The 26,941-nt window shown below is 39.6% G+C and carries 27 protein-coding genes; 13 read left to right on the forward strand and 14 right to left on the reverse strand.

Features of this window, described 5'->3' with window-relative positions; genetic code table 11:
• The first annotated feature begins 56 nt into the window (after positions 1 to 56).
• Together AC27HL_RS06190 and AC27HL_RS06195 are read left to right on the forward strand one after the other, a co-directional pair.
• Complete coding sequence (locus AC27HL_RS06190; RefSeq protein WP_487079799.1) at positions 57 to 2,750, forward strand: TonB-dependent receptor plug domain-containing protein; 2,694 nt, start codon at positions 57 to 59, stop codon at positions 2,748 to 2,750.
• Between the two features lie 297 nt (positions 2,751 to 3,047).
• Positions 3,048 to 3,773, forward strand: coding sequence for a hypothetical protein (locus tag AC27HL_RS06195; RefSeq protein ID WP_487079800.1), 726 nt, complete (start codon positions 3,048 to 3,050; stop codon positions 3,771 to 3,773).
• A 4-nt stretch (positions 3,774 to 3,777) separates the two neighbouring features.
• On the opposite strand, the gene AC27HL_RS06200 is transcribed toward AC27HL_RS06195, so the two are convergent.
• The 11 genes from AC27HL_RS06200 to AC27HL_RS06250 form a co-directional block, all read right to left on the reverse strand.
• A complete protein-coding gene (locus tag AC27HL_RS06200; protein ID WP_487079801.1) occupies positions 3,778 to 4,644 on the reverse strand; it encodes a cell division protein in 867 nt (288 codons plus the stop codon).
• Positions 4,645 to 5,032: 388 nt separating this feature from the next.
• Positions 5,033 to 5,353, reverse strand: a complete 321-nt coding sequence (locus AC27HL_RS06205; protein ID WP_487079803.1) for a hypothetical protein — start codon at positions 5,351 to 5,353, stop codon at positions 5,033 to 5,035.
• 98 nt (positions 5,354 to 5,451) lie between these two features.
• Complete coding sequence (locus tag AC27HL_RS06210) at positions 5,452 to 6,744, reverse strand: sensor histidine kinase (RefSeq protein WP_487079805.1); 1,293 nt, start codon at positions 6,742 to 6,744, stop codon at positions 5,452 to 5,454.
• Positions 6,734 to 7,435, reverse strand: coding sequence for a response regulator transcription factor (locus AC27HL_RS06215; RefSeq protein WP_487079807.1), 702 nt, complete (start codon positions 7,433 to 7,435; stop codon positions 6,734 to 6,736). Before AC27HL_RS06215 ends, AC27HL_RS06210 begins: the two co-directional genes overlap by 11 nt.
• 66 nt (positions 7,436 to 7,501) lie before the next feature.
• Positions 7,502 to 8,620, reverse strand: coding sequence for a type 1 glutamine amidotransferase domain-containing protein (locus AC27HL_RS06220; RefSeq protein WP_487079808.1), 1,119 nt, complete (start codon positions 8,618 to 8,620; stop codon positions 7,502 to 7,504).
• Between the two features lie 78 nt (positions 8,621 to 8,698).
• Positions 8,699 to 11,182 (reverse strand): ABC transporter permease, encoded by a 2,484-nt coding sequence (locus AC27HL_RS06225; protein WP_487079809.1) that lies wholly within the window; start codon positions 11,180 to 11,182, stop codon positions 8,699 to 8,701.
• Positions 11,176 to 11,862: an ABC transporter ATP-binding protein gene (locus AC27HL_RS06230; protein ID WP_487079810.1), complete on the reverse strand. Its 687-nt coding sequence runs from the start codon at positions 11,860 to 11,862 to the stop codon at positions 11,176 to 11,178. The genes AC27HL_RS06225 and AC27HL_RS06230 overlap by 7 nt, the downstream gene beginning before the upstream one ends.
• A gap of 163 nt (positions 11,863 to 12,025) precedes the next feature.
• Entirely contained in the window at positions 12,026 to 13,627 is a 1,602-nt protein-coding gene (locus AC27HL_RS06235) for a putative bifunctional diguanylate cyclase/phosphodiesterase (RefSeq protein WP_487079811.1), read from the reverse strand.
• A 290-nt stretch (positions 13,628 to 13,917) separates the two neighbouring features.
• Positions 13,918 to 14,385 carry a bacterioferritin gene (bfr, locus tag AC27HL_RS06240; protein WP_487079812.1) on the reverse strand — a complete coding sequence of 156 codons (468 nt, stop codon included), beginning with the start codon at positions 14,383 to 14,385 and terminating at the stop codon, positions 13,918 to 13,920.
• A gap of 20 nt (positions 14,386 to 14,405) precedes the next feature.
• Positions 14,406 to 14,870: a bacterioferritin gene (bfr, locus tag AC27HL_RS06245; protein ID WP_487079813.1), complete on the reverse strand. Its 465-nt coding sequence runs from the start codon at positions 14,868 to 14,870 to the stop codon at positions 14,406 to 14,408.
• A gap of 172 nt (positions 14,871 to 15,042) precedes the next feature.
• The gene (locus tag AC27HL_RS06250) at positions 15,043 to 15,237 is read right to left on the reverse strand and encodes a bacterioferritin-associated ferredoxin (protein WP_487079814.1); all 195 of its coding nucleotides are present in this window, start codon (positions 15,235 to 15,237) and stop codon (positions 15,043 to 15,045) included.
• 292 nt (positions 15,238 to 15,529) lie between these two features.
• Here AC27HL_RS06250 and AC27HL_RS06255 point away from each other — a divergent pair, with 292 nt between their 5' ends.
• The 4 genes from AC27HL_RS06255 (at position 15,530) to arsJ (ending at position 19,323) form a co-directional block, all read left to right on the forward strand.
• A complete protein-coding gene (locus AC27HL_RS06255) occupies positions 15,530 to 15,880 on the forward strand; it encodes a metalloregulator ArsR/SmtB family transcription factor (protein WP_487079815.1) in 351 nt (116 codons plus the stop codon).
• Between the two features lie 15 nt (positions 15,881 to 15,895).
• Positions 15,896 to 16,942, forward strand: a complete 1,047-nt coding sequence (gene arsB / locus AC27HL_RS06260; RefSeq protein WP_487079816.1) for an ACR3 family arsenite efflux transporter — start codon at positions 15,896 to 15,898, stop codon at positions 16,940 to 16,942.
• A 109-nt stretch (positions 16,943 to 17,051) separates the two neighbouring features.
• Positions 17,052 to 18,077 (forward strand): ArsJ-associated glyceraldehyde-3-phosphate dehydrogenase, encoded by a 1,026-nt coding sequence (locus AC27HL_RS06265; protein WP_487079817.1) that lies wholly within the window; start codon positions 17,052 to 17,054, stop codon positions 18,075 to 18,077.
• 10 nt (positions 18,078 to 18,087) lie between these two features.
• Complete coding sequence (gene arsJ / locus AC27HL_RS06270; RefSeq protein ID WP_487079818.1) at positions 18,088 to 19,323, forward strand: organoarsenical effux MFS transporter ArsJ; 1,236 nt, start codon at positions 18,088 to 18,090, stop codon at positions 19,321 to 19,323.
• 75 nt (positions 19,324 to 19,398) lie between these two features.
• On the opposite strand, the gene AC27HL_RS06275 is transcribed toward arsJ, so the two are convergent.
• Entirely contained in the window at positions 19,399 to 20,046 is a 648-nt protein-coding gene (locus AC27HL_RS06275; RefSeq protein ID WP_487079820.1) for a sulfotransferase, read from the reverse strand.
• Between the two features lie 236 nt (positions 20,047 to 20,282).
• On the opposite strand from AC27HL_RS06275, the gene AC27HL_RS06280 reads away from it, so the two are divergent.
• The 6 genes from AC27HL_RS06280 (at position 20,283) to AC27HL_RS06305 (ending at position 25,550) form a co-directional block, all read left to right on the forward strand.
• Positions 20,283 to 21,059 carry a DUF3450 domain-containing protein gene (locus AC27HL_RS06280; protein WP_487079821.1) on the forward strand — a complete coding sequence of 259 codons (777 nt, stop codon included), beginning with the start codon at positions 20,283 to 20,285 and terminating at the stop codon, positions 21,057 to 21,059.
• A gap of 9 nt (positions 21,060 to 21,068) precedes the next feature.
• Entirely contained in the window at positions 21,069 to 22,499 is a 1,431-nt protein-coding gene (locus AC27HL_RS06285) for a MotA/TolQ/ExbB proton channel family protein (RefSeq protein ID WP_487079822.1), read from the forward strand.
• Between the two features lie 3 nt (positions 22,500 to 22,502).
• Complete coding sequence (locus AC27HL_RS06290; protein ID WP_487079823.1) at positions 22,503 to 23,030, forward strand: MotA/TolQ/ExbB proton channel family protein; 528 nt, start codon at positions 22,503 to 22,505, stop codon at positions 23,028 to 23,030.
• Positions 23,031 to 23,090: 60 nt separating this feature from the next.
• Positions 23,091 to 23,504, forward strand: a complete 414-nt coding sequence (locus tag AC27HL_RS06295; protein ID WP_487079825.1) for an ExbD/TolR family protein — start codon at positions 23,091 to 23,093, stop codon at positions 23,502 to 23,504.
• Between the two features lie 137 nt (positions 23,505 to 23,641).
• Positions 23,642 to 24,187 (forward strand): energy transducer TonB, encoded by a 546-nt coding sequence (locus tag AC27HL_RS06300; protein ID WP_487079920.1) that lies wholly within the window; start codon positions 23,642 to 23,644, stop codon positions 24,185 to 24,187.
• 43 nt (positions 24,188 to 24,230) lie between these two features.
• Complete coding sequence (locus AC27HL_RS06305) at positions 24,231 to 25,550, forward strand: tetratricopeptide repeat protein (protein ID WP_487079827.1); 1,320 nt, start codon at positions 24,231 to 24,233, stop codon at positions 25,548 to 25,550.
• A gap of 99 nt (positions 25,551 to 25,649) precedes the next feature.
• Here the strand turns inward: AC27HL_RS06305 and can are convergent, their stop codons facing one another.
• On the reverse strand, positions 25,650 to 26,249 hold the full coding sequence (can, locus tag AC27HL_RS06310; RefSeq protein WP_487079828.1) for a carbonate dehydratase: 600 nt from the start codon (positions 26,247 to 26,249) through the stop codon (positions 25,650 to 25,652).
• 211 nt (positions 26,250 to 26,460) lie between these two features.
• Between can and ppiC the strand changes: the two genes are divergently transcribed.
• Positions 26,461 to 26,739 carry a peptidylprolyl isomerase PpiC gene (ppiC, locus tag AC27HL_RS06315; protein ID WP_487079829.1) on the forward strand — a complete coding sequence of 93 codons (279 nt, stop codon included), beginning with the start codon at positions 26,461 to 26,463 and terminating at the stop codon, positions 26,737 to 26,739.
• A 14-nt stretch (positions 26,740 to 26,753) separates the two neighbouring features.
• Here the strand turns inward: ppiC and AC27HL_RS06320 are convergent, their stop codons facing one another.
• Entirely contained in the window at positions 26,754 to 26,921 is a 168-nt protein-coding gene (locus tag AC27HL_RS06320; RefSeq protein ID WP_487079830.1) for a DUF2897 family protein, read from the reverse strand.
• Positions 26,922 to 26,941 lie beyond the last annotated feature (20 nt).

Below are 26,941 nucleotides of genomic sequence, written 5' to 3' on the forward strand. Positions count from 1 at the left end.
TAGACGCAGTGAGTGCTGCGTCTTTTTTTAACTTGATTTGAAAGCAGGATTTAAACATGACAACTCAACATAGACTTAAAAGAGTTTCTCTTGCCGTTGGTCTGGGGTTATTAGCCAATGTCCCAAGTGTATTAGCACAAGGCACACCAGAAGAGAGCGACGTAATGGAAGAGGTTGTAGTTAAAGCAACCCGATTACAAGGTAGTGCCGCGGCAGTTATTGAAGAACGTCGTAACCAAGCGTTTGTTGCCGATATTTTAGGTTCAGAACAAATTTCAAAAACTGGTGATAGTGATGCTGCATCAGCATTACGACGAGTTACTGGTTTAACACTAGTCGACGGTAAATTTATTTATGTGCGTGGTTTAGGCGAGCGTTATTCAAGTGCCCGTTTAAACGGCGCCAATATTCCAAGCCCTGATTTAACCCGAAATGTGGTACCGCTTGATATTTTCCCCGCCAGCATTATCGAAAGTTTATCAGTGCAAAAGTCATATTCTCCGTCTATGCCAGCGGCATTCGGTGGTGGCGCAATCGACATTCGAACTAAGTCAGTGCCAAAAGACTTTGTTGCTAGTTTCGAAGTGGGCTTAGCTTTTGATGAAAACTCACAAGACGGCTACACCTACAACCGCCAAGGCAATGGGTTACCAAGCGAATTACAAAACGCCATAGTGCAATACAAGGGTGACTTTTCGCTGCGTAATATTATCTTAACCGATAACTTAACTGACAACGATAGCGCAACACGTGGCGAACAAGCCACCGCCATTAACCAAGGTTTACTAAAATCATTACCGCGCAATATGGTGATGAAAGATGAATCGCTCGACCCTACGTATAATATCAAAGCGAGCATAGGTAATTCATTTGACGAAAACTACTTTGGCGGCCAAATAGGTTTCTTAGCAGCGGTTTCTTACGATAACAATTGGCAGTTTGCTAATAAAAAATCAGCAGTGGTCAGCGAGAACTTCTCTGATAACTGTAGTGAAACGTTACTGAACGACGAGCAAATTGCTAACGCCTGTTATAACACGGTAAAGTCTTCACAAGTGACCACCGAAAATGAACGCTTAAGTGCAGTATTTAACCTCGGTTATCAGCTTGATAACCATCAGCTTTCATGGACGAATATTTATCTTGAAGATAACGAAGACGAAAGTGTTATCGGCATAATCGAAAGCCCGAACGGCAGTACCGTTGACACTATTTTCGGTAACGGCCAAGCACAACGTTCGCATGAATTTAATTACGAAGAACGCAGCCTAGAAATCATGCAGTTTATGGGTAAACATACCTTTACTGACTACGCAGGTTTAGGGGTTGACTGGCAATATACGGAATCAACCGCGGAAACTGAAATTCCAACCGATTTTAAATATAAGTTTATCGACACCTATGTTGATGGCGCTTATCAAAAATCTGACATTACTGGTGATGACAACCGTGTGGTTTATTCATACTTAGCACTTGAAGATAACGTGAAGTCCTATAGCGGTAACGTTACCTTGCCATTGTACTTTCAAGACATTGAGCTTGAATTTAAAGCTGGTTACGACTTCTCTGATAAAGGCCGTTACTACACCACCTCAAGTTTTACCGTTAGTAACGACAGTGGTGTGAAAATTCCGGTGAATTCAGGTGCTGATTCAGTGCTAGGTGTAACTAGTTATTTAACCGATGAATTGCTTGATAACAACAGCATTTTAGTTGATTTTAACGAGCCAACAGCACCCGACGCCGACGACTACTTAGCAGGGCAGAAAATTGATGCTGGTTACGGTGCCTTTGACTTAATTTATCAGGGCAAGTGGCGTGTTAGTGGTGGTGTGCGTTATGAAGAATTCAAACAAACTTCATTAGCGACTTCTAGTTTGATTTTCAAGAAAGAAGACTTAGATGTATTCTTTTCAGAAGATAAAATTAAAGACGGCAGCATCATAGAAGATGACTTCTTCAGCGCGTTATCGTTTACCTATATTGGTGGCGACGATTACCAAATTCGTTTTGGTTACGGTGAAACGGTAGTACGTCCTGACTTACGTGAAGTGGTACCTGTTGCCTACTACGACCCGCTAACAGATATTCGCACTATAGGTCGTGTGGGTTTAGAAAGTAGCCCAATTAAAAACTACGATGCCCGTTACGAGTATTACGCTAGCAATGGCGACAACTATTCAGTCGGCTTATTCTACAAAGATATCGAAAAACCAATTGAGTCAGTATTATCAATTGGTGATGAAGACTACACCTTATCGTTTGTTAACGGCGAAACGGCTGAAGTTTACGGTATTGAAGCAGAATGGTTGCACGACTTAACCTGGTTAGCCGATGGCTTCTTCACCTCAGGTAACATTACCTTAAGTGATTCTGAAGTATCGATTGACCCAGCGTTTGCCGGCAACTTAACCAATCCGAAAAAACGCATGACAGGGCATTCAGAATACGTGGTTAACTTACAGCTAAATTATGACTCTGCTAACGGCAATCATAGTAGCTCATTAGTTTATAACGTATTTGGTGAACGTATTATTGCCTCAGGTGTTGGCGGCAGGGAAGACGCGCTAGAGCAACCGTTCCACTCGCTTGACGCAGTTTATACTTATTATCCAGACTTCAACTCGAAAGTAAAAGTGAAGGTGAAGAACTTACTCGGTGAAGACCAAGAAGTCACACAGTCTGATATTACCGTACGTTCAAAAGAAGTCGGTACGATCTTCAGTGTTAGTTATACCTATGATTTTTAATTGAGTGTTAAAAAGTAAAAGTTAAGTGTTAAAAGTTGAGTGTTAAAAGTTTAAGCGCTTTTAGTTAAGTGTTTTAACTCAGCGCTTTTGCTTTAGCAGCTTAAAAATCAAAGTTCAAAAAGCCAGTGAGGAAACTCATTGGCTTTTTTGTTGCTTATAAATTGCTAATGGTAAATTGCTATTGATAAAGTAGGGTTTCACAAAGTTTTCACAGCCACCGCTATAAACTCTCAGCATTAATCCGGCAGTTAATCACTAAAAAATGCTGCAAAATATTGAGAAATACCGTGAGAGTTTATGATGAATACTAAGCGTGGTTTGGCTATTGCCGTTTTTATATTTACGATTTTCAGCGCGTATGCCAATGGCAACGGCGTTGAAAAGCAAAATTCACTTAAAGACAAAATCCATCAAGCAATTGTTAAGTTTGAACAAACCGACCGAAAGCACTGGGGCTTTACCGTTAATCGCTTCGAGAATGAAGAAGGCGATATCACCGAAAGTGTTGAACAATTCACCCCAAATGCCGATATCAATAAACGATGGTTATTGATCAGCGCTAATGGTGAAAAAGCGACAAAGAAACAGCAAGAGAAATTCTTAAAAACTAAGCGTGAGCAAGCTAAGGGCAGCAACAGCTATAGTGTTAAGCTAAGGGAGATCATTAACCAAGACACACTTGCCTTTCAATCAGAAAATAGTAGTCATATTCAAATGAGCTTTCAGGTTACCTTAAGCCAATTTGGTGATGAAACTAAAGGCAAGCTAGACGGCCTATTGTCTTACAACAAACACGGCGCGTTTATTGAAACTATAACCATCACCAACAACGCGCCATTTTCACCGATGTTTAGCGCCTCGATTAATGAATTGAATTTAACCTTTAGCTTTATACAAATTGATGACGCTATTTTGTTTAGTGAACATGCCTTAAAAATGAAAGGTATGTTTGCTTATTTCGTTGAAATAGATGAAGTGTCTAAAGATACTTATTTTGATTATCAATATCAGGTGTTTGAGTAGCTTGTTAGCTACATTGACCTTCAATACGTTTCAAAGACTCTTTTTCAAATTCTAAAGCATCTTTCCTGTCCCCCAAATATCGTGGTATGCCATTCAATGCCATAAAACCACCAATCGGTTTTTCATGGTGTCCGATAATTAGACCACCAAAACAATTTGTCGCAGTGCAACCACTAATTAAAGATGAGTTATTTGTAATTAATATATTTTTAGGGCGAACAAGAATCTCTACACCATTTCGTAAAAAACGCCCCCGATTAATAACTACTTTGTTAGGAGGACAAAATTTTATTTCTAGTAAAATTTTCCTATGGGCTTCTCGGATTGTCAGAGTAGTACCAACTAATTGAATGTCCCAAGACTCTGTGGAGTAATAAAGTTGATTGTTTTTGATATGAAGAATTGGGGAGTTAAACTCATCAAAAATAACAAGGTTTAGTAATAGGTGCCCATCAGCCAAAATTAGCCCAATCAATGGTGTTCCATCAACACTAATTGGAACCATTGCAGTGCCATATCCTTGATCTTGGCAAGTAAATGTATTGCTACCAATCTCCACCGTTGCATTATTTCCTGCAAAATGTAAATTATACGGCTTGGAAACACCTTCTTTTAAATTGTGTGGGTTTTTATTAGCAAGGCTGACAACTTCTTTTGGTAATAGGCCGCCCGTTTTTTCTCTGTGATGTTGATCACAGAGCAATGTTATTTCATCAGATACATGGCGTTGAACTTCAGCCCACTCTTCCATGTGCTCATACTCATAAAGTGGCATGCCGCATATAACACAACCAAAACCACATCGTTGACGTACTTCCCTTTGAATTGGTAATGGAATATTTCTACTATTACATTGTTCTATAGTTTCCAAGTGAACCTCCATGTTATTTATGCAAACAGCTTATTATAATGAAATAACCCTTGTTTAAATAAGAATTATTTTCTTTGCTCAATTTTATTGACTTAATAAAGTTACTAAAATGTATCATAACCATCAATGGATTAACTCTACAGGTTAGAAATAACCTTGCGCGAAATCAGGAAATATTGCTTTAATTAGTCGGAAGAGACTAGTCACTTCAACCGTATGGGCTACGTGAGAGAGCTAGCTATATTTATAAGTTACATAATGAAACAGAAACGCTTGGCTTAGCACTTCTTTAGGCGCGGCATTTAGTATGTTTTAGCTGATAGTTACTCGCAATTAAGCTCACAAACAGATACTGATGATGTTGAAAAAGTTAGGTTGTTAACTTGTCCTAACTAATATTAGATTTCTTGCTTTCTCGACGATAAACCACCGCCCAAAAGTAAACTAAAATTGCTATCCAGTGCAGAAAAAATAAACTCAAGCCGATTAATACGCGGTGCTGTTTAGTTTTGTTTTCAATAAAGTCTTCCAGCATCATTATCCAAAAACCAATGAAGGTAATAAAGGTTAGCGGGATACCAATTTTTGCCAACAATGGCGCGTTGTTCCAGCCACCGACATAGTAGTATTGCTGAATTATTCCAGTTAAGAAGCCTATCGACAATGCAACGACAAGGAAGGTATACCAAAAGCCTGCAACAATTTTCATAAACACTAAAATACATGGTTGAAATTAGCGGCGATAATAGCCTGCCCAACTCGCGAGTGAAAGAGGGCAGATCAATTTATTAGCGATTGCATTGTTTTTTACTTGCTATATTTTAACTCTGTCGCAAATAGCACCGAAACCACTGTGCCCTCGTTGCTTTCCACCGTCAGTTGCCAGCCTTGGTGTTCGCATAAACGTTTTACGATTGATAAACCAAAACCATAACTGGTACTTTGGCTACCTTTCACTGCTGGCGCGGTAATACATGAAGAAATATCTTGTTCAATACCAGGGCCTGTGTCACTGATCACTAATTGGTTGTTAATGAAGTCAACGTTAACTTCGCCAAAGTCGGTGTATTGAAAAGCGTTACTGAGTAGGTTATCAAGTAACACTTTTAACATGCCTGATTGCGCATGTATTTGCGTGTTGCAGTTGTTGGTAACGTCGACTTCTACCGCTTTGCCGTTAAGCATATAGCTGTGATCTAATATCGATTGTTCAACCAAGGGCAAAAGTTGAATTTGGGACTTGTTCTCACTGTTATGTTCTTCTCTCGCGAGGATTAACAGTGTATTTACCGTTTGTTCCATTTGCATAGCAGCATCTGAAATACGGCTAATTAATTGGTTGTTGTCATCGTCCTCGGTATTTTTACTGTGATAGACCTCAACGGCATTTTTAATGATGGCGACCGGAGTTCGTAATTCATGACTGGTATCGCGGGTAAAGCATTTTTCCCGCTCAAGTGCTTTGCTAATTTGCTGCATAGAGTTTTCGAGTGTACGTGCTAATACGCCTATTTCGTTATTAGGGTAGTTATGGGCAAAGGTATTGGGGATATTTTCCGGCGCGACTCCGTCGACTAAGTCAGCTAATTGTTTTAGTGGCGTCGCGGTTTTTCTACCAAGTCGCCAAGCGATAAAAAATGCCACCAGTGAAAGTATGCCGCCACAGATTAAAAAGAACTGTATTACGCCATCTCTTATTGGACGAACCAGTAGGTTTTGACTCACTTCGGCAATTAAATAAATGTTGTCGCTTTTAGACAGAGTGTACAAATGATAATGCCGACCTTCTGCGCCATAAAACTCTATACGTTGCGGCTCTGCTAAAAACTGTTGTTGCATATCTTCAGGTAAGGTATTTTTTGAAAAATACACCGACATATGTGACGGGCGGGCATTTGGCCATTGACCGTTTTCTTTAAACTGTGCGCGCAAATATTCTGCTTCGTGTGCTACTTCACGTTCAATAAAACTGTCTTCTAGGTTATATAAAAGTATCAGACAGAAAAAACAATATATGGCTGAAATGACTAAGGTGAAAATACAAAATTGCGCGACAATGCGTCGGCTCAAGCTGTGAGGTTTACTGTTTTTATTGTTCATTTTTAACCTCTAAGGTAAAGCCAACGCCATGTACGGTTTTTAATATTGGGTAATCAAATGGTTTGTCTAAAATATTACGTAGCTGATAAATATGAGAGCGCATCGCGTCTGATTCTGTAGGTTCGTCACCCCAAATTTTTTGCGTAAGCATTGAGCGACTCACCACTTGCGGATAGGCTTCTGCCAGTATTGTTATTATGCGCACGCCCATGGCATGTAATTCCAGCGGCTTATTATCTCGAGAAACTTGTTTTCGTTGTCTATCAATAGCTAGCGGGCCAATAGTTAACACATCAGATGTTTGCAATAAATGACGTCTTGATAATGCTAAACAGCGTACTTCGAGTTCTTGTAGTGAAAACGGTTTAGTGAGGTAATCGTCAGCGCCGGCAGTGAAACCAGAAACTTTATCTTCAATGCTGTCGCGCGCGGTCAGCATTAATATTGGAATATGGCGGCTCGATAGTTTTCGTATTTGCTGACAAACCTCAAGCCCGTCCATTTTCGGTAAGTTCAGGTCGAGTATGATCAAGTCGAAGTGGTTTTCTAGCGCAAGCTCAAGCCCTTGTTTTCCTTGGCTGGCAAAGTCGAAGGTATGGCCTTTGCCTTCCATGTATTCGGCAATATTTTTAGCAATGCTTTGTTGGTCTTCAACGAGCAGAACATTGAGTGAAGTTGCGTTTGTTTTCATATAACTACCAAATGACAAACAACACCACAACTATTTCATTGCGGTGTTGTTTGATGATTTAATTTCCTATAACGTTTTTAACATGTCTAATGCGGGTTTGTAATCAGGTTTTGCTACGAGTAGTTGATTTAAGGTGTTTTTTGCCTCAAGAACGCGTCCTAATTTATGTTGTGTTGAGGCAATTTTCATATCCAACATCGGGTTGTTAATGGCTTTTTGTGCAATGGTCATTAACGATAATGCTTGCTCAAACTGCGGGTTGTTTTCTGCAATTTTTAAATAATAAAAGCCGTACATGCCAGCGAGGGCAAGGTGATATTGCTCAGGTGTATCAGTCATAATATTTAACGCGGTTTTATCACCAGCGAGAAAGCGTGCGATAACCGCCATGGTGTTGTCTTCGTTATCTTTTTCTTGTGCAGCTGGTGTTAGGCCTAATGTTTTCACCAGTGCTGTTGCCACATCAACCGTTGATGTTGGGTTTTGTCCGGTTATTAAACGCTCGTCAACGGCAACATGGCTTAGCATTATTTCACTTGATTGAAATTTAGCGCCACGCTCGGTGAGTTTATCTTCTAACATAAACTCGAATTTGCTCAGCCACTTTTTACCAAATAATTTTTCTTCTTGGTTGGTGAAACCATTAACCGCTTTATTGGTGACTAAGTAGCTGCCGTCTTTTAGTTTTACATCAACTAAGGCGGCAGGGCCATGGCATACTGCGGCAACGGTACCTTTGCTTTGATAAACATCGGCAATAAAAGCTTGTAGGGCCGTGTCTTTTGGTAAGTCAAACATGGCACCTTTACCACCAACAATAAATATTGCGTCGTAATTGCTGGCGTCTAAATCAGCTGTTGGTAAGGTATTGTTTAATTTAGCCATAATTACTTGGTCGGCTAATACTGCAGCATTGTATGACTTTTTGGCGTCGTATTTATCAGCTTGCACTTTACCGCCGTTTGGGCTGGCAATATCTACCTTAATACCGTTGGCTTTAAATACCGAATAAGCTTTGGCAAATTCGTCGAATTCATAGCCGGGTTTTTCTTCGCCTTGCTGCTGTCCGTAGCCGCTAACCACCATAACCACTTTTTTCGGCTCTGCTGCATAAGCATGAATTGATAGCGTTAATAAAACTATTAACGCTAAGAGTTTATTTATTGTTTTTACTAAACTTGTCATTGATATTCTCCTTATCATTTAAGCCAATAATGCCGCGTGTGTTGTGAAACAGATGTGAAATATTGGCTGAAATTTAGTTTAGGTGTCAGCCATTAATTGCTTAACTGAACTTTGTAAGCTGTGTCTGCTGGCATATATACCTAAGCCTGTTACTAACGATAAAATAATCACTAAGGTGGTGCCTAACCAAATGAAGTCAGGCTGATAAGTTAACGAAAATTGAGATTGATAAATGAGCACACCGGAAAAGTAAGTCCCTAAAATAGCGCCAATGGCGGTAATACTGGCGGTAACTAACCACTCAATGATATTGAGTTTTAAGCAAGTGGCGCGAGTAAAGCCAAAGCTCATAATAATGCTGTTCTTTTTCTTTTCTTGCGATTCTAAAGCGCTAATAGAAGCGAGAATTACCACGCTGGCTAGAATAATGATCATCAATGAAAAGCCGCTGATCACTTTGGTGATCATAGCTAGCATGCTGTCAAAACGTTCGGTGACTTCTTTTAGCGATACCATGCGTAAAGTGGGAAACTTTTGCCATAGCGCTGGTAGTAATGTTTCTTGCTGCTGATTTAACTCGATACTTGCCATGCTGTAATGTGCTGATTGAATATGAGCGAGGGCGGTTGGCGGCATTTGCACCCAAAAAGTAATAGAGCCCGCGCCCGGTTTAAATATGTGGCTTGCCACTATTTGCAGTTTTACTTGTTGTTGGCCGATAAAAAACGTTAACCAGTCACCAAGGGCTAAACCTAAGTCAGTCATCACTTCTTCTTCAATCGATATTTGTTGCCAGTTTTCGCTATCGGCTTGCCACCATTGGCCTTCAATCACCTTGTTGTTTGTCGGCACTGTTTCGCTCCAATGTAAGCGAATGACGTTGCTAAAGGTTGCCATACTGTCGCTTGGCTTATCGCTAAATTCCGCTAATGATTGATTATTCACCGCGATTAATTTGGCGTACATATATGGCTTAGCTTGACGAATGTCGATGGCGTGTTCGTCGGCCCAATTTTCGATAAATTGCATTTGCGGTTGTGTTGCTTGCGAAACAATAATGTTGCCGTCGTGCTGGCGCTGATATGAGGTCATGGTAGCACCTAAATCTTTTAACAGCATTAAGGTAAACAGCAGTAAAAAAGCACATAAGCCGACCCCTAAAATTTGCGTGCTTTTACTGACTAAACGTTGCTTCATCATAAATAATGAAAATGGCATTAAACCGGAAAAGTTTTGGCTGAGCTTTTCGCCAAACGTTAAGGAACTCCAGCTGATCACTATCATTATGATAATGGTAAATGCGATTGCTGCGACCATCATCAAGGTTAACAGGGCATTGTCTGAGTAACTTACGACAACCAAAGATAATACGACTAAGCTACTTAGTTTGCTTAACCAGTGGCTTAAGCCTTGTTTGTTGTTATTAAATAATTTTGCAACTGAGTTATTGCGCAGTGAAAGCCAAACAGGGGCGTGGAAAATAGCAAAGATGGCGGTTACCGCAAGTATTGAGTTAACCATTGATGTTAAGTGCCATTGCCAGACTATGTTTGCAAAGGTGTCGTTTAGCCAGTTGATGATCAGCCAATGGCTTATTGCTGATAGAGCAATGACAACAGGCATTATCAACAGCAGACCAAATAACCACTTTAAAATTGACACTTGATTGCCGTTACTTTTTGTTGCGCCAAAGCTCATGCAAATTGCTGAGAAGTATTGGTCTTTTTTGATGTGCACTTGGGTTAATTGGTTAATAGCAATGGCTGCCATAAAGAACAAAAGAATTGATGCCAAGCCCATAAAGTTTTCGGTTCTTTGCCAAAACAGCGCTAATGGATGATTACCTTGTTTGTGGTGTATTTGCGCCGCAGGCAGGTTTGTTTGTTGCCAAGTTATTAATGTATCAATTTGGAGGTTAGATGCTGCAATTAAGTAACGGTAATGGATAAGTTCAGGGGCAAAACCTAATGAGTTTATGTCAGCGCTATTAATCATCGCCCGCATATCAACATTATGACCTTCCATTAAACGGTCGGGCTCGTGATGTAATACCCGAGCAACTAAAAATGGCTGATTTGCTATTTGCAAATAATCACCAATATTGATTGATAAGCCAGCCAGTAGTCTAGTGTCGAGCCAAATATGCCCTTGCTCGGGGCCAGAAAATGTTGCGACTTCTTCATCATTTAGTGATTTTGATGTAAGCAGTTGGCCTTGTAGCGGGTATTGAACATCAACCGCTTTTAATTTAGTGCGTTGCCATTGCCCGTTATGGGTTAATGTTGTTTTTATATCTTGAGTTTGCACAATGTTGCTGGTAATTGCTGCTAGCTCGTTGTGCTGCTTTGTGGTTAAGGCGCTCGCTTGGCTTAGCACGGCATCAGCACCTAATAGGCTTTGTAAATTGTCGTTTAAATACCCTTGTATGCTTTGGCTGGTTTGGCCTAAGGTTAAAATGAATAACAATAAAATACCTTGAGTCCAACGTAATAATCGTTGATGAGGTGAGCTAAACTCTTGTTGATAAAAATGCCAGGCAAGTTTACTGTTGCTAATTAACATGATGCCACCTTTAAAATATTATTTTCTTTTAGACTTAGCTCTCCTTGAGCAAGTGAAAACCTGTGCTGTGCTCGCTCAGCTAGTACTTCACTGTGAGTCACAACCACTAAACCAGCATTATTTTCTTGGCAACAGGTAAATAGAATGTCGGCAATTTCGCTGGCACTTTTTTGGTCTAAATTACCTGTGGGTTCATCTGCGAATATAAACTTTGGCTCAAATACTAGGGCTCGTGCTATCGCGACACGTTGTTGTTCGCCGCCACTAAGCTCACTGGGCTTATGATCGAATCGATGTTGTAAACCCACTTTCTCTAGCCAATGTTTTGCTTTTGATAGCGCATTTTTATCACCTCTTAACTTTAGCGGTAAGGCAACGTTGTTTAGCGCCGTTAATTCAGGTAACAGGTGAAACTGTTGGAATATAAAGCCGATATCGCTTCTTAATTCTGATAATGGTTTCTCATGTTCGCCGTTGACATAAGTACCTTGGCCTGTTGTTGGTTGTTCAAGGCCAGACATCAACATTAATAAACTTGATTTACCCGCGCCAGAAGGACCCGTAATTGCGTATGATTTACCGCGCGATATCGTTAAGTCGAGATTTTCAAATAAGGTGACGTTTGACTCGGTTGTTTGAAACGACTGACTGATGTTTTTAAGTTCAATGTAGCAAGGCATAGAAAAGCTCACTTTTACGTTATTTAATAGAAATTATCTATTATCTTAAAAATGGGTTTGTGAAATGGCTGTGAAATGAGAACTAAATGTTTGTCGCTGTATATTAAGTTATCGTCATTTAGATAAGTTGAAGTTCACTTTGTTTTATCGTGTTAGCTTGAGTTTAGGTACAACTGGTTAACATGCTTTTTGCTAAATATAATTGTTCGAACTCGCGTGCTGAAACTGGTTTACCTAATAAATAACCTTGTGCTGAATCGACAATGGTGGTGTTGATGAATTTTAATTGTTCAGGTGTTTCAATACCTTCTGCGGTAATGCTAATACCTAAGTTGTTCGCTAGCGAAATAATTGCTTTGGTAATGGTGATATCTTCAGGATTTTCAGGAATATGTTGAATAAAGCTTCGGTCTATTTTTAATCGAGTTAACTGCAGTTTTTGCAAATAGGATATGGAAGAATAACCTGTGCCAAAGTCGTCAAGTGCAATTGAAACGCCGAGTTTTTTTAAGCCATTAAGCTGAAGAAGCGCTTGAGCAATGTCATTCATTATTGCTGTTTCTGTTAACTCCAGTTCTAAAAACTTCGCGTGTAATTGACTTGTTTGTAAGCAGGATGAAACAACATCAATAAAGTCTTTACGTCCAATTTGCTTAGCTGACATATTAACAGACATAATTAAGTTATCGTGACCTAAGTTGTGCCAAGTTTTGTTAGTTTGGCAAGCTTGCAGTAGTACCCATTCACCAATAGCGTTTATTAGGCCTATTTCTTCAGCAATTGGAATGAATACGTCAGGTGGTACCATACCTAACGTTTTGTTTTGCCATCGTAAAAGTGCCTCAGCACCTTTAACTTTATTGGTATGGGTATTGATAATAGGTTGGAATTGCAAGGAAAACTCATTTGATGCTATTGCTTGGCGTAACTGGTTAGCAACAATGAGCTTATTTCGAGCTTGAGTGTTTAACTCGTTGGAATAAAATCTAAAAGTGTTCTTTCCTTCATGTTTTGCGTGATACATAGCAGTATCGGCATGCTTTAGCAGTTGTGGCGCTTGTTTGCCGTCATTTGGGTACATGGCAATACCTATGCTCATACCAACAGTTGTTTCATTAGCGTTGATTTGAAAAGGGGACTGTACACAATTTAATATTTTGTTTGCCAATATAGTGACATTATTTAACGAGCCAACGGATTCGAGCAAGATAATAAATTCGTCGCCAGCAAAGCGCGATAATGTATCTCCTTTGCGAAGTTGTTTTAATAGCCGAGTAGAAAACTGTTTGAGTAAATCGTCACCAGCGTCATGACCGTATGTATCGTTAACTTCTTTAAAGTTGTCTAAATCAATAAATAAGACGGCAGCTAAGCCGTTATTTCTGGCTGATTGATTTAGTATATGCTCGAATCGATTAATACAGAGTTCTCTGTTCGGCAAGCCGGTGAGACTATCGTAGAAGGCTAATTTTTTTATGCTGTGTTCAGCTGCTTTACGTTTAATAATTTCCAGTTTTAAATGCCTGACATTTCTGTAAGTAATTATCATTAATGCAATGGCAGCAATAATTAATAAGGTAAATATTTCATCAATTTCGTAGTTTTCGTACTGTCTCGATACTGTAATTAAGTATTCAAAGGCATCATATTCTTGTGCTAGCCAAAAGCTAAAAATAGCAATTAATATGATAACTAACGTTTCAAGTTTAAAGGGAGATAAGCGAAGTACATTTTTCCATGCTTTCTTATTAAAATCAAAGTTCATTAAATTTTGCCTTCCTTAGATTTAAGATACTGAACCTTAATTAATCATAGCTGACAAATTGCTTTTACGTTAAGTGTGACGAGGATTTATCAATGTGATGATTATGCTAATTATGAAGTATTATTTTATGAGAACTTTCTTGATTAAAATCGCCTACTAGGCAGCTAGCACTATGGCAATGTTTTTTGCTGGAAGTGGGAATAAGTTACCGGAAAATAGCGACAGTAAAAATACGATTTGAATGTCAACCATCAGCACAATGCTGATGGTTGGAATAATCAACCGTGTTGTTATAACTGTGATTGAATGTAGTTTTCTAAGCCAATGGTTTTGATTAGGCCAAGTTGCTGTTCTAACCAGAAGGCGTGATCGACTTCGGTATCGTCAAGCAGTTTCTCTAAAATTTCACGGGTTACGTAGTCTTTTTCTTGTTCGCACATGGCAATGGCAGATCTAAGTGCTTTGGCTACGGCATATTCAACATCTAAGTCACTTTGCAGCATTTCCGGTACGTTTTTACCAATATGTAAGCCTGGACGAGTTTGCATGTCAGGCACACCTTCTAGAAATAAAATACGCTGAATGAGCATAGATGCATGTTGTTTCTCATCGTCAAATTCGTGATCAATGCGTTCATACAGCTTGTTAATGCCCCAATCTTCATACATGCGTGAATGAATAAAGTATTGGTCCATTGCCGCTAGTTCATAGGCTAGTAAGCCATTTAAAGCAGATATAACTTGAGTATTACCTTTCATTTTATTTACCCTCTAACGGTTTAAAGCTGTGCCTGAATGTATTTTTCAATACCCATGTTATCAATTTGGTATTGCTGTGTTTCTAACCAATCTAAATGTTCTTCTTCGTCATTTAAAATGCTATCAAGCATTTCGCGGCTGACATAATCTTGTTCTTGCTCACAAATCGTAATGGCATTGCGTACAATATCTATTTGTGCGGTTTGAAAGCGGGTATCACAACTGATCATTTCTTGCGTGTGCTCGCCAATAGCTAAAGGCGATAGTTGCTGTAAGTTTGGTAAGCCTTCAAGAAACAAGATACGTTCAATCACTTTGTCAGCCTGTTTCATGTCGAGAATTGATTTTTTATAACACTTACTATTTAACGCATTAATGCCCCAGTTTTTATACATACGGGCATGTAGAAAGTACTGGTTAATTGACGTAAGTTCGCTGGTTAGCACTTTGTTCAGTATTGCGAGAACTGCAGGATTGCCTTTCATTAGAGCCTCAAAAGAATGTTATTCAATAGTGGCAGTAATTATAGGAAGAAAATAATGAAAAGCAAAAACTATATTTAAAAAAAACTAATAAAAACAATCGCTTGATAATGCTAGTAATAACTATTATCAATATCAATGCGCTTTAATTAAGCAAAATAGTAGCTTAGCTCTGTTAGCCAACCTCTTTGAATAAGCTTTCGTCGATAATGGTGTCATCAATAATATTTTGCGCCACTTTTACGCAGGTGCCACATTGCGAACCTAGCGGTAGGTGCTGCTTTAATTCACGCATAGAACCGACACCTTGCTCGGTAACTAATTGCTTAATTTGGTGGTCTGTGATGCCTTTGCAAATACAAACAAACATAATATATATTCACTGATAATTGATAACGCGATTGATAATAGTTCCTATTTGGGTTGCTTTCAATGCTTAATTTGCTCGAATTTTATAGGGTATTGAATTATATGAAATTATATTTTTGGCTGAAAAATGAACGCTACTTTTTTGTGGCGCGTAAGTCGAATAATAGCTGGTGATGAAAATGTCGATCATATCAATAACAAAAAACATATATATTAAATTTAGTATATAACTGTTTTGTTATGTTACTTGTTGCTGTATGATCGCTTTCATTAATTAAGACGGAAGTGAGTTTATGTCGCCAACAGAATTTTATAAAAACTTAGCGGATGATATTCGCTTAAAAAGCATCTTGTTAATCGCCGAAGAGGGAGAGCTATGTGTTTGTGAGCTTATGGTTGCCCTTGAAGAGTCAAGCCAACCTAAAATTTCACGTCATTTAGCCTTGTTGAAAAATTCAGGGGTGTTAGTGACACGCAAGCAAAAGCAATGGGTATTCTATGCGATAAACCCAGAGCTTGCCGCTTGGTCTCAGCAAGTAATCAACCTAACTGCCCAAGATAACAAGCCCTTTTTAGCTGATAGCCTAGGCAAGTTAAGCAACATGGGTGAACGACCAGAGCGCGTTGCAGCTTGTTGTGGTTAGTGGAGGAACTCTTTGATGGGAATTTTTGAACGTTACTTATCAATATGGGTTGCAATCGGCATAAGTGTTGGTGTTGTACTTGGTTTATGGCAACCAGCGGTATTTGAGAAAATTGCCAGTTTATCTTTTGCTAATGTAAATGTTGTTGTTGCGGTACTCATTTGGCTAATGATTTATCCTATGATGATACAGATAGATTTCAGTTCGATAAAAAATGTTGGCAAAAACCCAAATGGATTACTACTAACCGTTATTGTGAATTGGCTTATTAAGCCATTTACGATGGCGGCGATGGGCTGGTTGTTTTTTAATTATTTATTTGTTGATTTTGTTGACCCAAGCTCCGCACAAGAATATATCGCCGGTATGATCTTATTAGGGGTTGCACCTTGTACTGCCATGGTTTTTATCTGGTCGCAATTAACTAAAGGAGATGCAAATTACACATTAGTGCAGGTGTCGGTAAACGATATTATTATGATTTTTGCCTTTGCTCCCATTGCCGCATTATTACTTGGTGTGAGTGATATTGTTGTGCCGTGGAGCACTTTGTTAATTTCAGTATTGCTATATGTACTCATCCCTCTTATCGCAGGCGTATTAACGCGTAAGTACTTAAATAAAGCTAGCGGTGAAAGCGATATAAATGCGTTATTAGTGCAACTTAAACCTTGGTCTATTATTGGTTTATTATTAACCGTTGTGCTGCTTTTTGCTTTTCAAGCGCGAACCATTGTTGAGCAGCCACAAATCATCGTTTTAATTGCTATTCCATTGATATTACAAACTTACGGTATTTTTACCATTGCTTATATTGGCGCGAAATGGCTTAAATTACCGAATAATATTGCAGCACCTGCTTGTTTGATTGCTACATCAAACTTCTTTGAACTTGCCGTTGCCGTTGCCATTTCCTTATTTGGCTTGCACTCAGGTGCGGCGCTGGCAACAGTAGTTGGTGTACTCGTGGAAGTGCCCATTATGTTGTCGTTAGTTGCTTTAATTAATAAAAAGCAGATGAGTATAGATAAAAACTGTATTGGTGAAACTCGAACGAGTTAACTGTAAAAATTAAGTCTTTGCAAAATAAGCATTAAGATAGGGCAATTATGCCTAATCATTAAATAAAACATTATATTAAGTTATTGAGTTCAAATAGTAGGAATTAAATATGACTATCAAAATAGGAATTAATGGCTTCGGTCGTATGGGGCGTTTAACAATGCGCGCAGCATTTGATTGGGACGATATTGAAATTGTTCAAATTAACGACCCAGCAGGTAATGCAGAAACATTAGCGCACTTATTAAACTTCGATTCAGTGCACGGTATTTGGCATCACCAAGCAGAGTACAATGACGACAACATTATTGTAAGTTCTCAGCACATTGCTTGTACTCGTAATAAGAATATTGCTGATACTGATTGGTCAAACTGTGATGTGGTTATTGAAGCTTCTGGGGTGATGAAGAAGAAAGCTTTGTTACAAGCCTACTTTGACCAAGGCGTAAAACGTGTGGTGGTAACAGCGCCTGTTAAAGAAGACGGTGTATTAAATATTGTTATGGGTGTTAATGACGACCAATATGATGCTGATATTCATCCTATTGTTACTGCGGCATCGTGTACTACAAACTGTCTTGCGCCAGTAGTAAAAGTGATTCATGAAAAAATAGGTATTAAACATGGTTCAATGACCACTATTCATGACATTACTAATACCCAAACAATATTAGACGCGCCACACAAAGACTTACGCCGTGCTCGTGCCTGCGGTATGAGCTTAATTCCAACTACCACAGGTTCGGCAACGGCAATTACCCATATTTTCCCAGAACTTAAAGGAAAGCTTAACGGCCATGCGGTGCGTGTTCCATTAGCAAATGCCTCAATTACTGACTGCGTATTTGAATTAGAGCGAGCGACTACAGAGCAAGAAGTTAACGCGCTACTAAAAGCTGCTTCAGAAAATGAACTAAAAGATATTCTAGGTTTTGAAGAGCGCCCGTTAGTATCGATTGATTATAAAACTGATCCACGCTCGAGCATTATCGATGCGCCTTCAACTATGGTGGTTAACGGTACGCAGGTGAAGTTGTATGTTTGGTACGATAATGAGTGGGGTTATGCCAACCGTACTGCGGAAATTGCCTTGATGGTAGGTCGCTCTGATTTAGCAGCAAACAAAAATAAGTAGTGAATAGCATATGAAGATATTAAGTGGGCTGCCTGAGCAAGTTAAACAATACCTGGTTATTACCGGTAATTATTGGGCGTTTACCCTGACCGATGGCGCTTTGCGCATGCTAGTGGTGTTGTATTTTCACCAATTAGGCTATAGCTCACTTAGTATTGCCATGCTGTTTCTTTTCTATGAAATTTTCGGTGTTGTTACTAATTTAGTTGGTGGCTGGCTAGGTGCACGCTTAGGGCTAAATAAAACCATGAATATTGGCTTAGGGCTGCAAATCGCTGCGTTAGCTATGCTATTGGTTCCTAATGAGATGCTTACCGTTGTTTATGTCATGGTTGCCCAAGCTTTGTCAGGAATTGCTAAAGACCTGAATAAAATGAGTGCGAAAAGCTCTATTAAGTTGCTGGTGTCAGCTGATGAAAGCAGCCAGCTTTACAAATGGGTAGCTATTCTTACCGGCTCAAAAAACACCTTAAAAGGTGTCGGCTTTTTTCTAGGTGGTTTGTTATTAACATTGCTCGGCTTTACTGGCGCTATAGCGGTAATGGCGGTTATGTTAACGCTAGTTTGGTTATTTAGTATTATTAAACTTACCGCAGACTTAGGTAAAGCGAAAAATAAGCCAAAGTTTAAGGAAATATTCTCGAAAAGCCGAGCGATAAATTTACTTTCTGCTGCTAGATTATTTTTGTTTGCTGCACGTGATGTTTGGTTTGTTGTCGCATTACCGGTATTTCTGGCCGCACAGTTTGGTTGGCAGCATAGCTGGGTTGGCGGCTTTATGGCGGCATGGGTAATACTTTATGGCTTTATTCAAACAATCGCGCCAAAGTTAACGGCAAAGTCATCGGGTTCTGTGCCTAATGGTTTTGATGCTGCTAAGTGGGGAGCATTACTTGCATTTGTGCCTGCTGTAATGGCGATTGCACTTGCCAATGACGTCGCAGCATTTTGGGTGATTATTGCTGGCTTAACGGTGTTTGCTGTTTTGTTTGCCATTAACTCGTCTTTACATAGTTTTTTAATTGTTGATATGGCGGGTAAAGATGGTGTTTCGCTAGACGTAGGGTTCTACTACATGGCCAATGCCTGCGGCAGATTACTTGGCACTGTGCTCTCTGGTTGGATGTTTCAAGTTTATGGTTTAGTCGCGTGCTTAGTGGTATCTGCGGTGTTTATTGCATTAGCGGTTATCTTTGCTGCGATGATCCCAACAGGTAAAAAGCTGACTCACGAACAAACCAATTAGCGACGAAACTAATGAATAAATTAGCTCTTAGTCCCAGTCTTACTTGTATTGCAAACCTTTTTCGTTCTAAGATGATTACTCAATAGGGTAGGGAAGTTTAGTGACTCGACCTTTTTTGGTTGAGTCGACTTTCAAGTCACTTTTTATATCTTTCCAGGCGGTAACTTTGCCGCCTACATTGAGTTTTTCAAATGTATTTATAGCCAAGCTGCTTTCTTCAAGTTTTAAAAAATTAACTAACTGCTCAAAACTGCTTGGTGCGCTTATATCAATTGATAGAAAATCTTGTGTGCGTTGCTGAAAATAATTTTGTGCTTGCATAAAGTGTTGTTGATAACAGTTAGCTAAAAACTCATAACTGTTAATGTTGTCTAGTGAATAAGGTGCGAAGGTATTCAGGTAACAGCGCTTTATTATTGGGTTAAACCCGCCGTCGTCTCGTGCCAAATTTATATGCATACGTAACAGTAGTTGCTGAATTGACGGTAACCACTTATCTAGCGAGCGTTCTAAATATATAAATTTAGCATTTGGGTAAGCGTTATCTAATTGCTGGTAATCACAAAAAACAGGTGTGTCTGCTATCACTTTAGCACTTTCAAATGCTTTGTCAGTATAGGCCGTGTGGGCAACTTTATAGCCTAGGTTAAGCATTGCTGCACAAACACTGGTGGTGCCTGTACGAGGTAATCCAATAATGAAAATTTTGTTTTTGCTCGTCATATTCTCTTCGCTAGTTATATCGCAATAACAGTTTTTAACGGCGGCTATTTTGCCTTAAATCGTTCGCTAGCGTAAGAAAAATGTCATTTATCTGTCATTTAATAAACCTGCAACATTTGTGAAACCAGATTGTCATATTGAACCATTAAAATTTTTGCTAAGTGATTAAGTTGTTGATGTATAGCTCAGGCAATACCGAACTTAATAATTCTCGCTTCTAAAAGGTTTTATGGAAAATGAAACAAAATACATTACCTAAACGTATGCAAATTGCGCTTATCGCTGCTGCGATAGCTATGCCTGCGTTTGCACAAGACAGTCAACTTAACGATGTTGTTGCTGCTGGACAAAAAATTAACCAATCAGCCAACAAGTCACAACAAAAAGTGGACGCAATTAACAGCAATATTCTAACTAAATTACAACAATTCAAAACTGTTAATAAAGAGCTTGATGGCTTAAATGTTTATAACAAACAAATGAATAAGCAAATTGAAAATCAGCTAGCAGAATTAGCGCAGCTTGATATTTCTATGGAGCAGGTCAGCATAATTGAACGCCAAATTTCACCGTTAATGGCTCGCATGATCAGCACATTGGAAGAATTTGTTACCTTAGATATTCCTTTTTTACCTAGCGAGCGTAGCCAGCGCCTTGATGGTTTAAAAGCCATGTTAGAGCGTGCCGATATTGCTGTATCAGAAAAGTTTCGTCGTGTTCTAGAAGCTTATCAAGTCGAGGTTGATTATGGCCGGACGATTGAAGCGTATACAGGTTTATTGACCGTTGACGGTGTTGAACGCGACGTTGATTTCCTGCGCATTGGCCGCGTTAGTTTTGTTTACCAAACTCGCGATGGTCAGCAGTTAGGCATGTGGCAACAGTCTTCACAGTCGTGGCAGCCACTTTCTGCTGAGTATCGCTTACCTGTTAATAAAGCATTACGTATTGCGCGTAAGCAGCTTGCTCCTGATTTAATCACTGTGCCTGTCGCGCAAAATTCAGCGGAATAAGGAAGAATAATGATGATTTCTTTCAATAAAACAAACTTTACGTCATTAAAATTAGTTAAAAAACTATCTAGGCTTTCAATTGCTTCTTTTGCGCTGTCGTCGTTAATGACAGTGACGGCGGTTTCTGCGCAACAAGTCAGTAATTTAGACGAGCTATTATCACGCTTAGAAAGCGGACAAATTGCTCAAACGAAACAGAACCAAGCGCGTGAGCAAGAATTTACCTTAAAGGTAAACGAACAAAACCGTTTACTTGAAAAAGCAAAAACAACACGTGATCAAGCCATTAATACCAGTACGCGTTTAGAAACTCAGTTTCAAGACAATGAAGTAAAACTAGCAAATAAAACTGACGCATTATCACGTCGTATGGGTGAACTAAAAGAGCTATTTGGCGTACTACAACAAGTGGCGGGTGACACCAAAAGCAAATTTCAAACCTCGGTGGTTTCGGCACAAATAGCAAATCGTGGTGAGTTTTTAGATGAGCTAGCACAAAGCATGGGCTCTTCGTCAAAGCTGGCATCTATTGAAGAAATTGAACGCTTATGGTTTGAATTACAGCGTGAAATGACTGAAAGCGGTAAGGTGCATAACTTTACCCGTGATGTGGTTATGGCAAATGGGGAGAAACAATTAACACAAGTTACCCGTGTTGGTGGCTTCAACTTAATTGCAAACGGTAAATACCTTGAATATATAGATGAAACTGGCTCTGTAGCTGAGTTAATTCGTCAGCCGTCTGCTCGTTATTTAGCTAGCGCACAAGCGTTAAGCTCAACATCGAATCAAGCGGTACCATTTGCACTTGACCCAACCGGTGGTTCAATTCTTGGTTTATTAGTACAAGCACCTGATACGCAAGAGCGTGTCGAGCAAGGCGGCCCAGTTGGTTATGTCATTCTAGCGATTGGCTTAATCGGTTTATTGATTGCCCTTGAGCGGTTTGTAACCTTGTTCTTAATTGGCGGAAAAGTTAATCGTCAGCTTAAAAGTGATACCGCCAATGCAGACAACCCGCTAGGCCGTGTTATGTTAGTTAAAGAGCAAAACCCGAATGCCGATACTGAAACCTTAGAACTTAAGTTGTCTGAATCAATTCTGCGAGAAGTGCCTAAATTATCAAGTCGACTAACCTTGATAAAAATTATCTCGGTAGTTGCGCCGCTTATTGGTTTACTTGGTACCGTAACCGGCATGATCAATACCTTCCAAGCCATTACATTATTTGGCACAGGTGACCCTAAATTAATGGCTGGTGGTATATCACAAGCGCTTGTTACCACGGTACTTGGCTTGGTAGTTGCCATTCCTATGGTGTTTATTTTTACCTTATTACATACCCGTAGCCGCTCTATTATCAATCTGCTGCAACAACAAAGCGCCGGTATTATTGCTGAACGAGCTGAGTGGACAAAGAGTAGTGAGCAAGGAGCATAAACCATGATTTGGTTTATCGAACTAATGAATACCATCGGTGAGTTCATGGAAACTGGTGGTCAGGTTCTAACGGTTATTGCGGTTGTTATTGCGGTGATGTGGTTGTTGATATTTGAACGCCTTATCTTTGTTTTTTGGGGATATCGCCGCGTTAAAAAACAACTAAAGCACAATTGGCATAGCCGTACTGAACAGCATTCATGGTATGCCGAGCAAATACGGTGTGCACTTGTTGCACGTGGCAGCGCAATGTTAAGCACTAACTTGCCGCTTATCCAAAGCCTAGTAGTGTTATGTCCGTTATTGGGGTTACTGGGTACGGTAACGGGCATGATCGAAGTATTTGATGTTATGGCTATTTCAGGCAGTGGTAACGCGCGCTCAATGGCATCAGGTGTTTCGCGCGCCACCATACCAACAATGGCCGGCATGGTGGGGTCGTTGTCAGGTGTATTTGCAGCAACTTGGCTACAACGCAATGCTAAGCGTGAAACCGAGTTACTAGAAGATGCAATGGAAGTTAATCATTAAACCATAGGCTAGTACGGGCTTAACAAGCCGAAATGAACACACTTTTAAAAGAGAAAAATTATGCGTTCGCAATTAAATAAAATGCTACAAGAGCAGGAAGAAAGCGAAGAGATCAATATGACACCTATGTTAGATGTTGTATTTATCCTTTTAATATTTTTTATCGTTACCGCATCGTTTGTTAAAGAGGCCGGTATTGAAGTTAACCGCCCAGAAGCAGCCACAGCAGTAAAAAAAGAGCGTGCCAACATCTTAGTTGCTATTAGTGATAAAGGTGAAATTTGGATCAATAAACGTCGCATTGATGTGCGTGCTGTACAAGCCAATATTGAACGACTAAAAGCAGAAAACCCGCAAGGTACGGTTGTTATTCAAGCCGATAAAAAAGCAACTACAGATGTTTTGATCAAGGTAATGGACTCTGCTCGAGCTGCCGGCGTTTATGATGTTTCAATTGCTGCGCAAGAGGCCTAACCATGTCAAATGTACAAATGACAAGTGTACAAACGGCGAATGTAATTAAAGCACCGTCAGTGCTACTGCAAACCAGTAGCCGATACCTGATTGGTTTGGCACTTGCCGTTGTTACAACCTTAGGTTTGTTGTGGGGTATGCAAGCACTTATTTCCGGTGGTAATGATGTAATGTCTGAGCCGCCGCGTGGTAATGTACTTGACTTTATTCGCCTTAAAAAAGAACAGCAAGTTGTCAAAAAAGAGCGTAAGCCGCAAAAGCCAGCTAAACCTAAAACGCCGCCACCGCCTATGGTACAACCGCAAATGGCACAAGCTAACCCAAATGCACAAGCGGTTAGCAGTAGTTTTTCGGCAGAGGTTGCTCTCGAAGGTGGTTTAAGTGGCGGGCTAAGCCTGGAAAGTGGCGATGGTGATTACTTACCTATTGTAAAAGTAGCACCTATTTACCCACGCCGAGCACAGGCGCGTGGTATAGAAGGTTTTGTAATTGTTGAGTTTACCGTCACTAAAACTGGTGCTGTGCGTGATGCTGTGGTTGTGCATGCAGAGCCAGAAAATATTTTTAACCGTGCAGCATTAGATGCGGCGTTGAAGTTTAAATATAAACCTCGAGTGGTTGATGGCGTTGCTATGGAAGTGGCAGGTGTTCAAAACAAAATATCGTTTGCCATAGATGGCTAAAAGTGAATAGAAAAATAAATATAACAAAAGAGGAGAGCAGATCATGTTAATGAAAAAATTAGCTGTACCTTTATTGAGTGTGAGCTTAGTGTGTGGCTTGGCCGCTACCAATGTAGCTTATGGAAAAACGGCAGATAACCCAGCTAAGACTGATGAGCAAAAGCTGGCTAAAAAGCGCACCGCTAAAAAAGTACCGGCAATGCGTAATCGCGTTTATAGCCAGTTGGCCAGGGCGCAAAAGCTTGCTGATGAAGGCGTGAAAATTGCCGGCTTTGACGTGCTTGACGAAGTGAAAGAGCGCATAGATAGCTTAAATAGTTACGAACGCGCTATGCTATGGAATTTCTATGCTTTTATGTTTTATGGTAATGACGATATAGCGTCGGCTATTGAACATTTTGAGTTAGTGATAAAAGAAGAAGCTATTCCTGATTCTTTATATTTATCAACAGTATATTCGTTAGCGCAATTATCAATGCAACAGCAAGATTACCCACAAGCCTTGGCGTATTTGCAACAGTGGCAAGCGAATAACAATAAAGCATTAACGGCACAACAACATGTGATGTATGCGCAAATTTATTATCAAGATAAGCAGTTCGATAAAGTTATTCCTGAGCTTGAACAAGCCATTGCCCTCGCTAAGCAAAACAACACGGCCATTAAAGAAAATTGGTTGATTTTACAACGGGCGAGCTATTACGAACTTAAACAACCAGAGAAGGTTGTTGAGGTGATTGAGCAACTAGTGCGCCTTTTTGATAAACCTGAGTATTGGTTGCAGCTGGCGGGTATGTACGGCGAAGTTGGCGAAGAAGAAAAGCAATTGGCTGTTATGGAAGCGTCTTGGCAAGCAGGGCATATCACTAAAGAAAACGATGTGATGACTTTAGCGCAACTTTATCGTTTTCACCAAGTACCTTTTAAGGCCGCAGTATTATTAGAACAAGCCATAGCGAATGGAACTGTGGTTGCCAGTGAAAAAAGCCTTGAGGCCTTAGCGCAAGCCTATGTTGCAGCGAAAGAAGATGAAAAAGCACTACCTGTACTAACTAAAGCTTCTGAAATTGCTGATTCAGGCAAGTTTGATGTGCAATTAGCACAAGCATACTTAAATTTAGAACGCTGGCCAGAAGCCATTAAAGCGGCGAACAGTGCTTTAATTCGCGGTAACATTAACCGTGAAGGCGATATGCACTTAGTAATAGGTATGGCGCAGTTTAACTTGGAAGAGTTTGACGAAGCTTTGCTTGCCTTTACACAAGCGCAAAAAATTCCAAAATCGGCAAAAACGGCCAAGCAATGGTTTCATTATGTTGAACGAGAGCAGGGACAGAAAGAACGTTTAGCTATGCTAAATTAATGGGTTAAAATGTTCGATAAAAAAGGCTTAACTGTAACTGTTAAGCCTTTTTGTTTTATAAACGTTTAGAAAGAAGAGTAGAACTTAGACTAGAAAAAACTAGTTACTTTCTACTGATACTTCTAAGTCTTTTAAAATACCGTCATGCAAATTGTAAACAAAACCATGTACGGTAATATCTTGCTCGGCAGCCCAAGCTCTCTTTAAAATGGTGGTATTACAAACGTTAGCAACTTGCTCAATTACGTTTAACTCACACAATAGCTTGAGTTTTTCTTCTTTATCTTCAACGGCGTCTAAGCGTTCTTTATGAAAACGGTATACGTCTTTAATATGATGTAACCAGTTATCGATTAAACCATGGCTTTTATCATCAAGTGAGGCGATAACGCCACCACAGCCGTAATGGCCACAAACTATAACGTGTTTAACCTTTAATACTTCCACGGCGAATTGAATAACTGATAAACAGTTAAGATCTGTATGAATAACTTGGTTGGCAATATTACGATGAACAAAAACTTCACCCGGTTGCATACCTAATAATTCATTAGCTGGAACGCGTGAATCTGAGCAACCAATCCATAAGTACTCTGGAGTTTGTTGTTCTGATAGGTTTTTAAAGAAGTTTGGATCTTCTTGTTTAATTTTGTCAGACCATTGCTGATTGTTATCAAATAAATGCTGTATTGAGCTCATGAGAAAACCAATAAGGAAAATATATGGTGATTTTAAGTTGTTGTGCTAACAAGTAAAGTAAAAACTGGTCTTAGCTTTGTTAAAGCTTTCATATTAAAACCACAATATTTATAGGTGATTTACTTTATTACTGTTGAATTTGAAGCATTTGTTTCGCTCAATGTTTAAGTTTCGTTATAATGGCGGTATTGAATTTATTTAGGAGAATAATATGGCTACAGCTTGTGCACGTCATATTTTAGTGAAAAGTGAAAAGCTTGCTCAAGAGTTGAAAGCAAAAATTGCCAAAGGTGCTGATTTTGGACAACTTGCAAAGAAAAACTCCACTTGCCCCTCAGCCAAAAAAGGCGGGGATTTAGGTGAGTTTAAGCGTGGTCAAATGGTGAAGGCCTTTGATGATGTTGTATTTAAAAAAGCCGTTTTAGAGGTGCATGGGCCAATAAAAACCAAATTTGGTTTTCATTTAATTCAAACCATTTATCGGAATTAACCCGCTAATAACTGTTATTTCTGCTCTTGGTCTTTTTTAACTTGTTCGGCCTCTCTTGCTTTAATTTTTTGCTGTTGCTCTTCGCTAAGTTTGAACTTACCTGCCGACTGTTTCAGTAATAAAATACCAGCGATTACTGAGCCAAGGGCAACGATAATGATAAAAATTGTTGCTAATGTCATATTTCTGCCTTGTTTTTGAA

It is taken from the genome of Colwellia aquaemaris (assembly GCF_057548755.1).

Excerpts from the sequence above, each read along its gene's own strand:
- AC27HL_RS06190 (WP_487079799.1), top strand. The coding sequence starts at position 57 with ATGACAACTCAACATAGACTTAAAAGAGTTTCTCTTGCCGTTGGTCTG.
- AC27HL_RS06195 (WP_487079800.1), top strand. The coding sequence starts at position 3,048 with ATGATGAATACTAAGCGTGGTTTGGCTATTGCCGTTTTTATATTTACG.
- AC27HL_RS06205 (WP_487079803.1), bottom strand. The coding sequence starts at position 5,353 with ATGAAAATTGTTGCAGGCTTTTGGTATACCTTCCTTGTCGTTGCATTG.
- AC27HL_RS06210 (WP_487079805.1), bottom strand. The coding sequence starts at position 6,744 with ATGAACAATAAAAACAGTAAACCTCACAGCTTGAGCCGACGCATTGTC.
- AC27HL_RS06215 (WP_487079807.1), bottom strand. The coding sequence starts at position 7,435 with ATGAAAACAAACGCAACTTCACTCAATGTTCTGCTCGTTGAAGACCAA.
- AC27HL_RS06220 (WP_487079808.1), bottom strand. The coding sequence starts at position 8,620 with ATGACAAGTTTAGTAAAAACAATAAATAAACTCTTAGCGTTAATAGTT.
- AC27HL_RS06225 (WP_487079809.1), bottom strand. The coding sequence starts at position 11,182 with ATGTTAATTAGCAACAGTAAACTTGCCTGGCATTTTTATCAACAAGAG.
- AC27HL_RS06230 (WP_487079810.1), bottom strand. The coding sequence starts at position 11,862 with ATGCCTTGCTACATTGAACTTAAAAACATCAGTCAGTCGTTTCAAACA.
- AC27HL_RS06235 (WP_487079811.1), bottom strand. The coding sequence starts at position 13,627 with ATGAACTTTGATTTTAATAAGAAAGCATGGAAAAATGTACTTCGCTTA.
- bfr (WP_487079812.1), bottom strand. The coding sequence starts at position 14,385 with ATGAAAGGTAATACTCAAGTTATATCTGCTTTAAATGGCTTACTAGCC.
- bfr (WP_487079813.1), bottom strand. The coding sequence starts at position 14,870 with ATGAAAGGCAATCCTGCAGTTCTCGCAATACTGAACAAAGTGCTAACC.
- AC27HL_RS06250 (WP_487079814.1), bottom strand. The coding sequence starts at position 15,237 with ATGTTTGTTTGTATTTGCAAAGGCATCACAGACCACCAAATTAAGCAA.
- AC27HL_RS06255 (WP_487079815.1), top strand. The coding sequence starts at position 15,530 with ATGTCGCCAACAGAATTTTATAAAAACTTAGCGGATGATATTCGCTTA.
- arsB (WP_487079816.1), top strand. The coding sequence starts at position 15,896 with ATGGGAATTTTTGAACGTTACTTATCAATATGGGTTGCAATCGGCATA.
- AC27HL_RS06265 (WP_487079817.1), top strand. The coding sequence starts at position 17,052 with ATGACTATCAAAATAGGAATTAATGGCTTCGGTCGTATGGGGCGTTTA.
- arsJ (WP_487079818.1), top strand. The coding sequence starts at position 18,088 with ATGAAGATATTAAGTGGGCTGCCTGAGCAAGTTAAACAATACCTGGTT.
- AC27HL_RS06275 (WP_487079820.1), bottom strand. The coding sequence starts at position 20,046 with ATGACGAGCAAAAACAAAATTTTCATTATTGGATTACCTCGTACAGGC.
- AC27HL_RS06280 (WP_487079821.1), top strand. The coding sequence starts at position 20,283 with ATGAAACAAAATACATTACCTAAACGTATGCAAATTGCGCTTATCGCT.
- AC27HL_RS06285 (WP_487079822.1), top strand. The coding sequence starts at position 21,069 with ATGATGATTTCTTTCAATAAAACAAACTTTACGTCATTAAAATTAGTT.
- AC27HL_RS06290 (WP_487079823.1), top strand. The coding sequence starts at position 22,503 with ATGATTTGGTTTATCGAACTAATGAATACCATCGGTGAGTTCATGGAA.
- AC27HL_RS06295 (WP_487079825.1), top strand. The coding sequence starts at position 23,091 with ATGCGTTCGCAATTAAATAAAATGCTACAAGAGCAGGAAGAAAGCGAA.
- AC27HL_RS06300 (WP_487079920.1), top strand. The coding sequence starts at position 23,642 with ATGCAAGCACTTATTTCCGGTGGTAATGATGTAATGTCTGAGCCGCCG.
- AC27HL_RS06305 (WP_487079827.1), top strand. The coding sequence starts at position 24,231 with ATGTTAATGAAAAAATTAGCTGTACCTTTATTGAGTGTGAGCTTAGTG.
- can (WP_487079828.1), bottom strand. The coding sequence starts at position 26,249 with ATGAGCTCAATACAGCATTTATTTGATAACAATCAGCAATGGTCTGAC.
- ppiC (WP_487079829.1), top strand. The coding sequence starts at position 26,461 with ATGGCTACAGCTTGTGCACGTCATATTTTAGTGAAAAGTGAAAAGCTT.
- AC27HL_RS06320 (WP_487079830.1), bottom strand. The coding sequence starts at position 26,921 with ATGACATTAGCAACAATTTTTATCATTATCGTTGCCCTTGGCTCAGTA.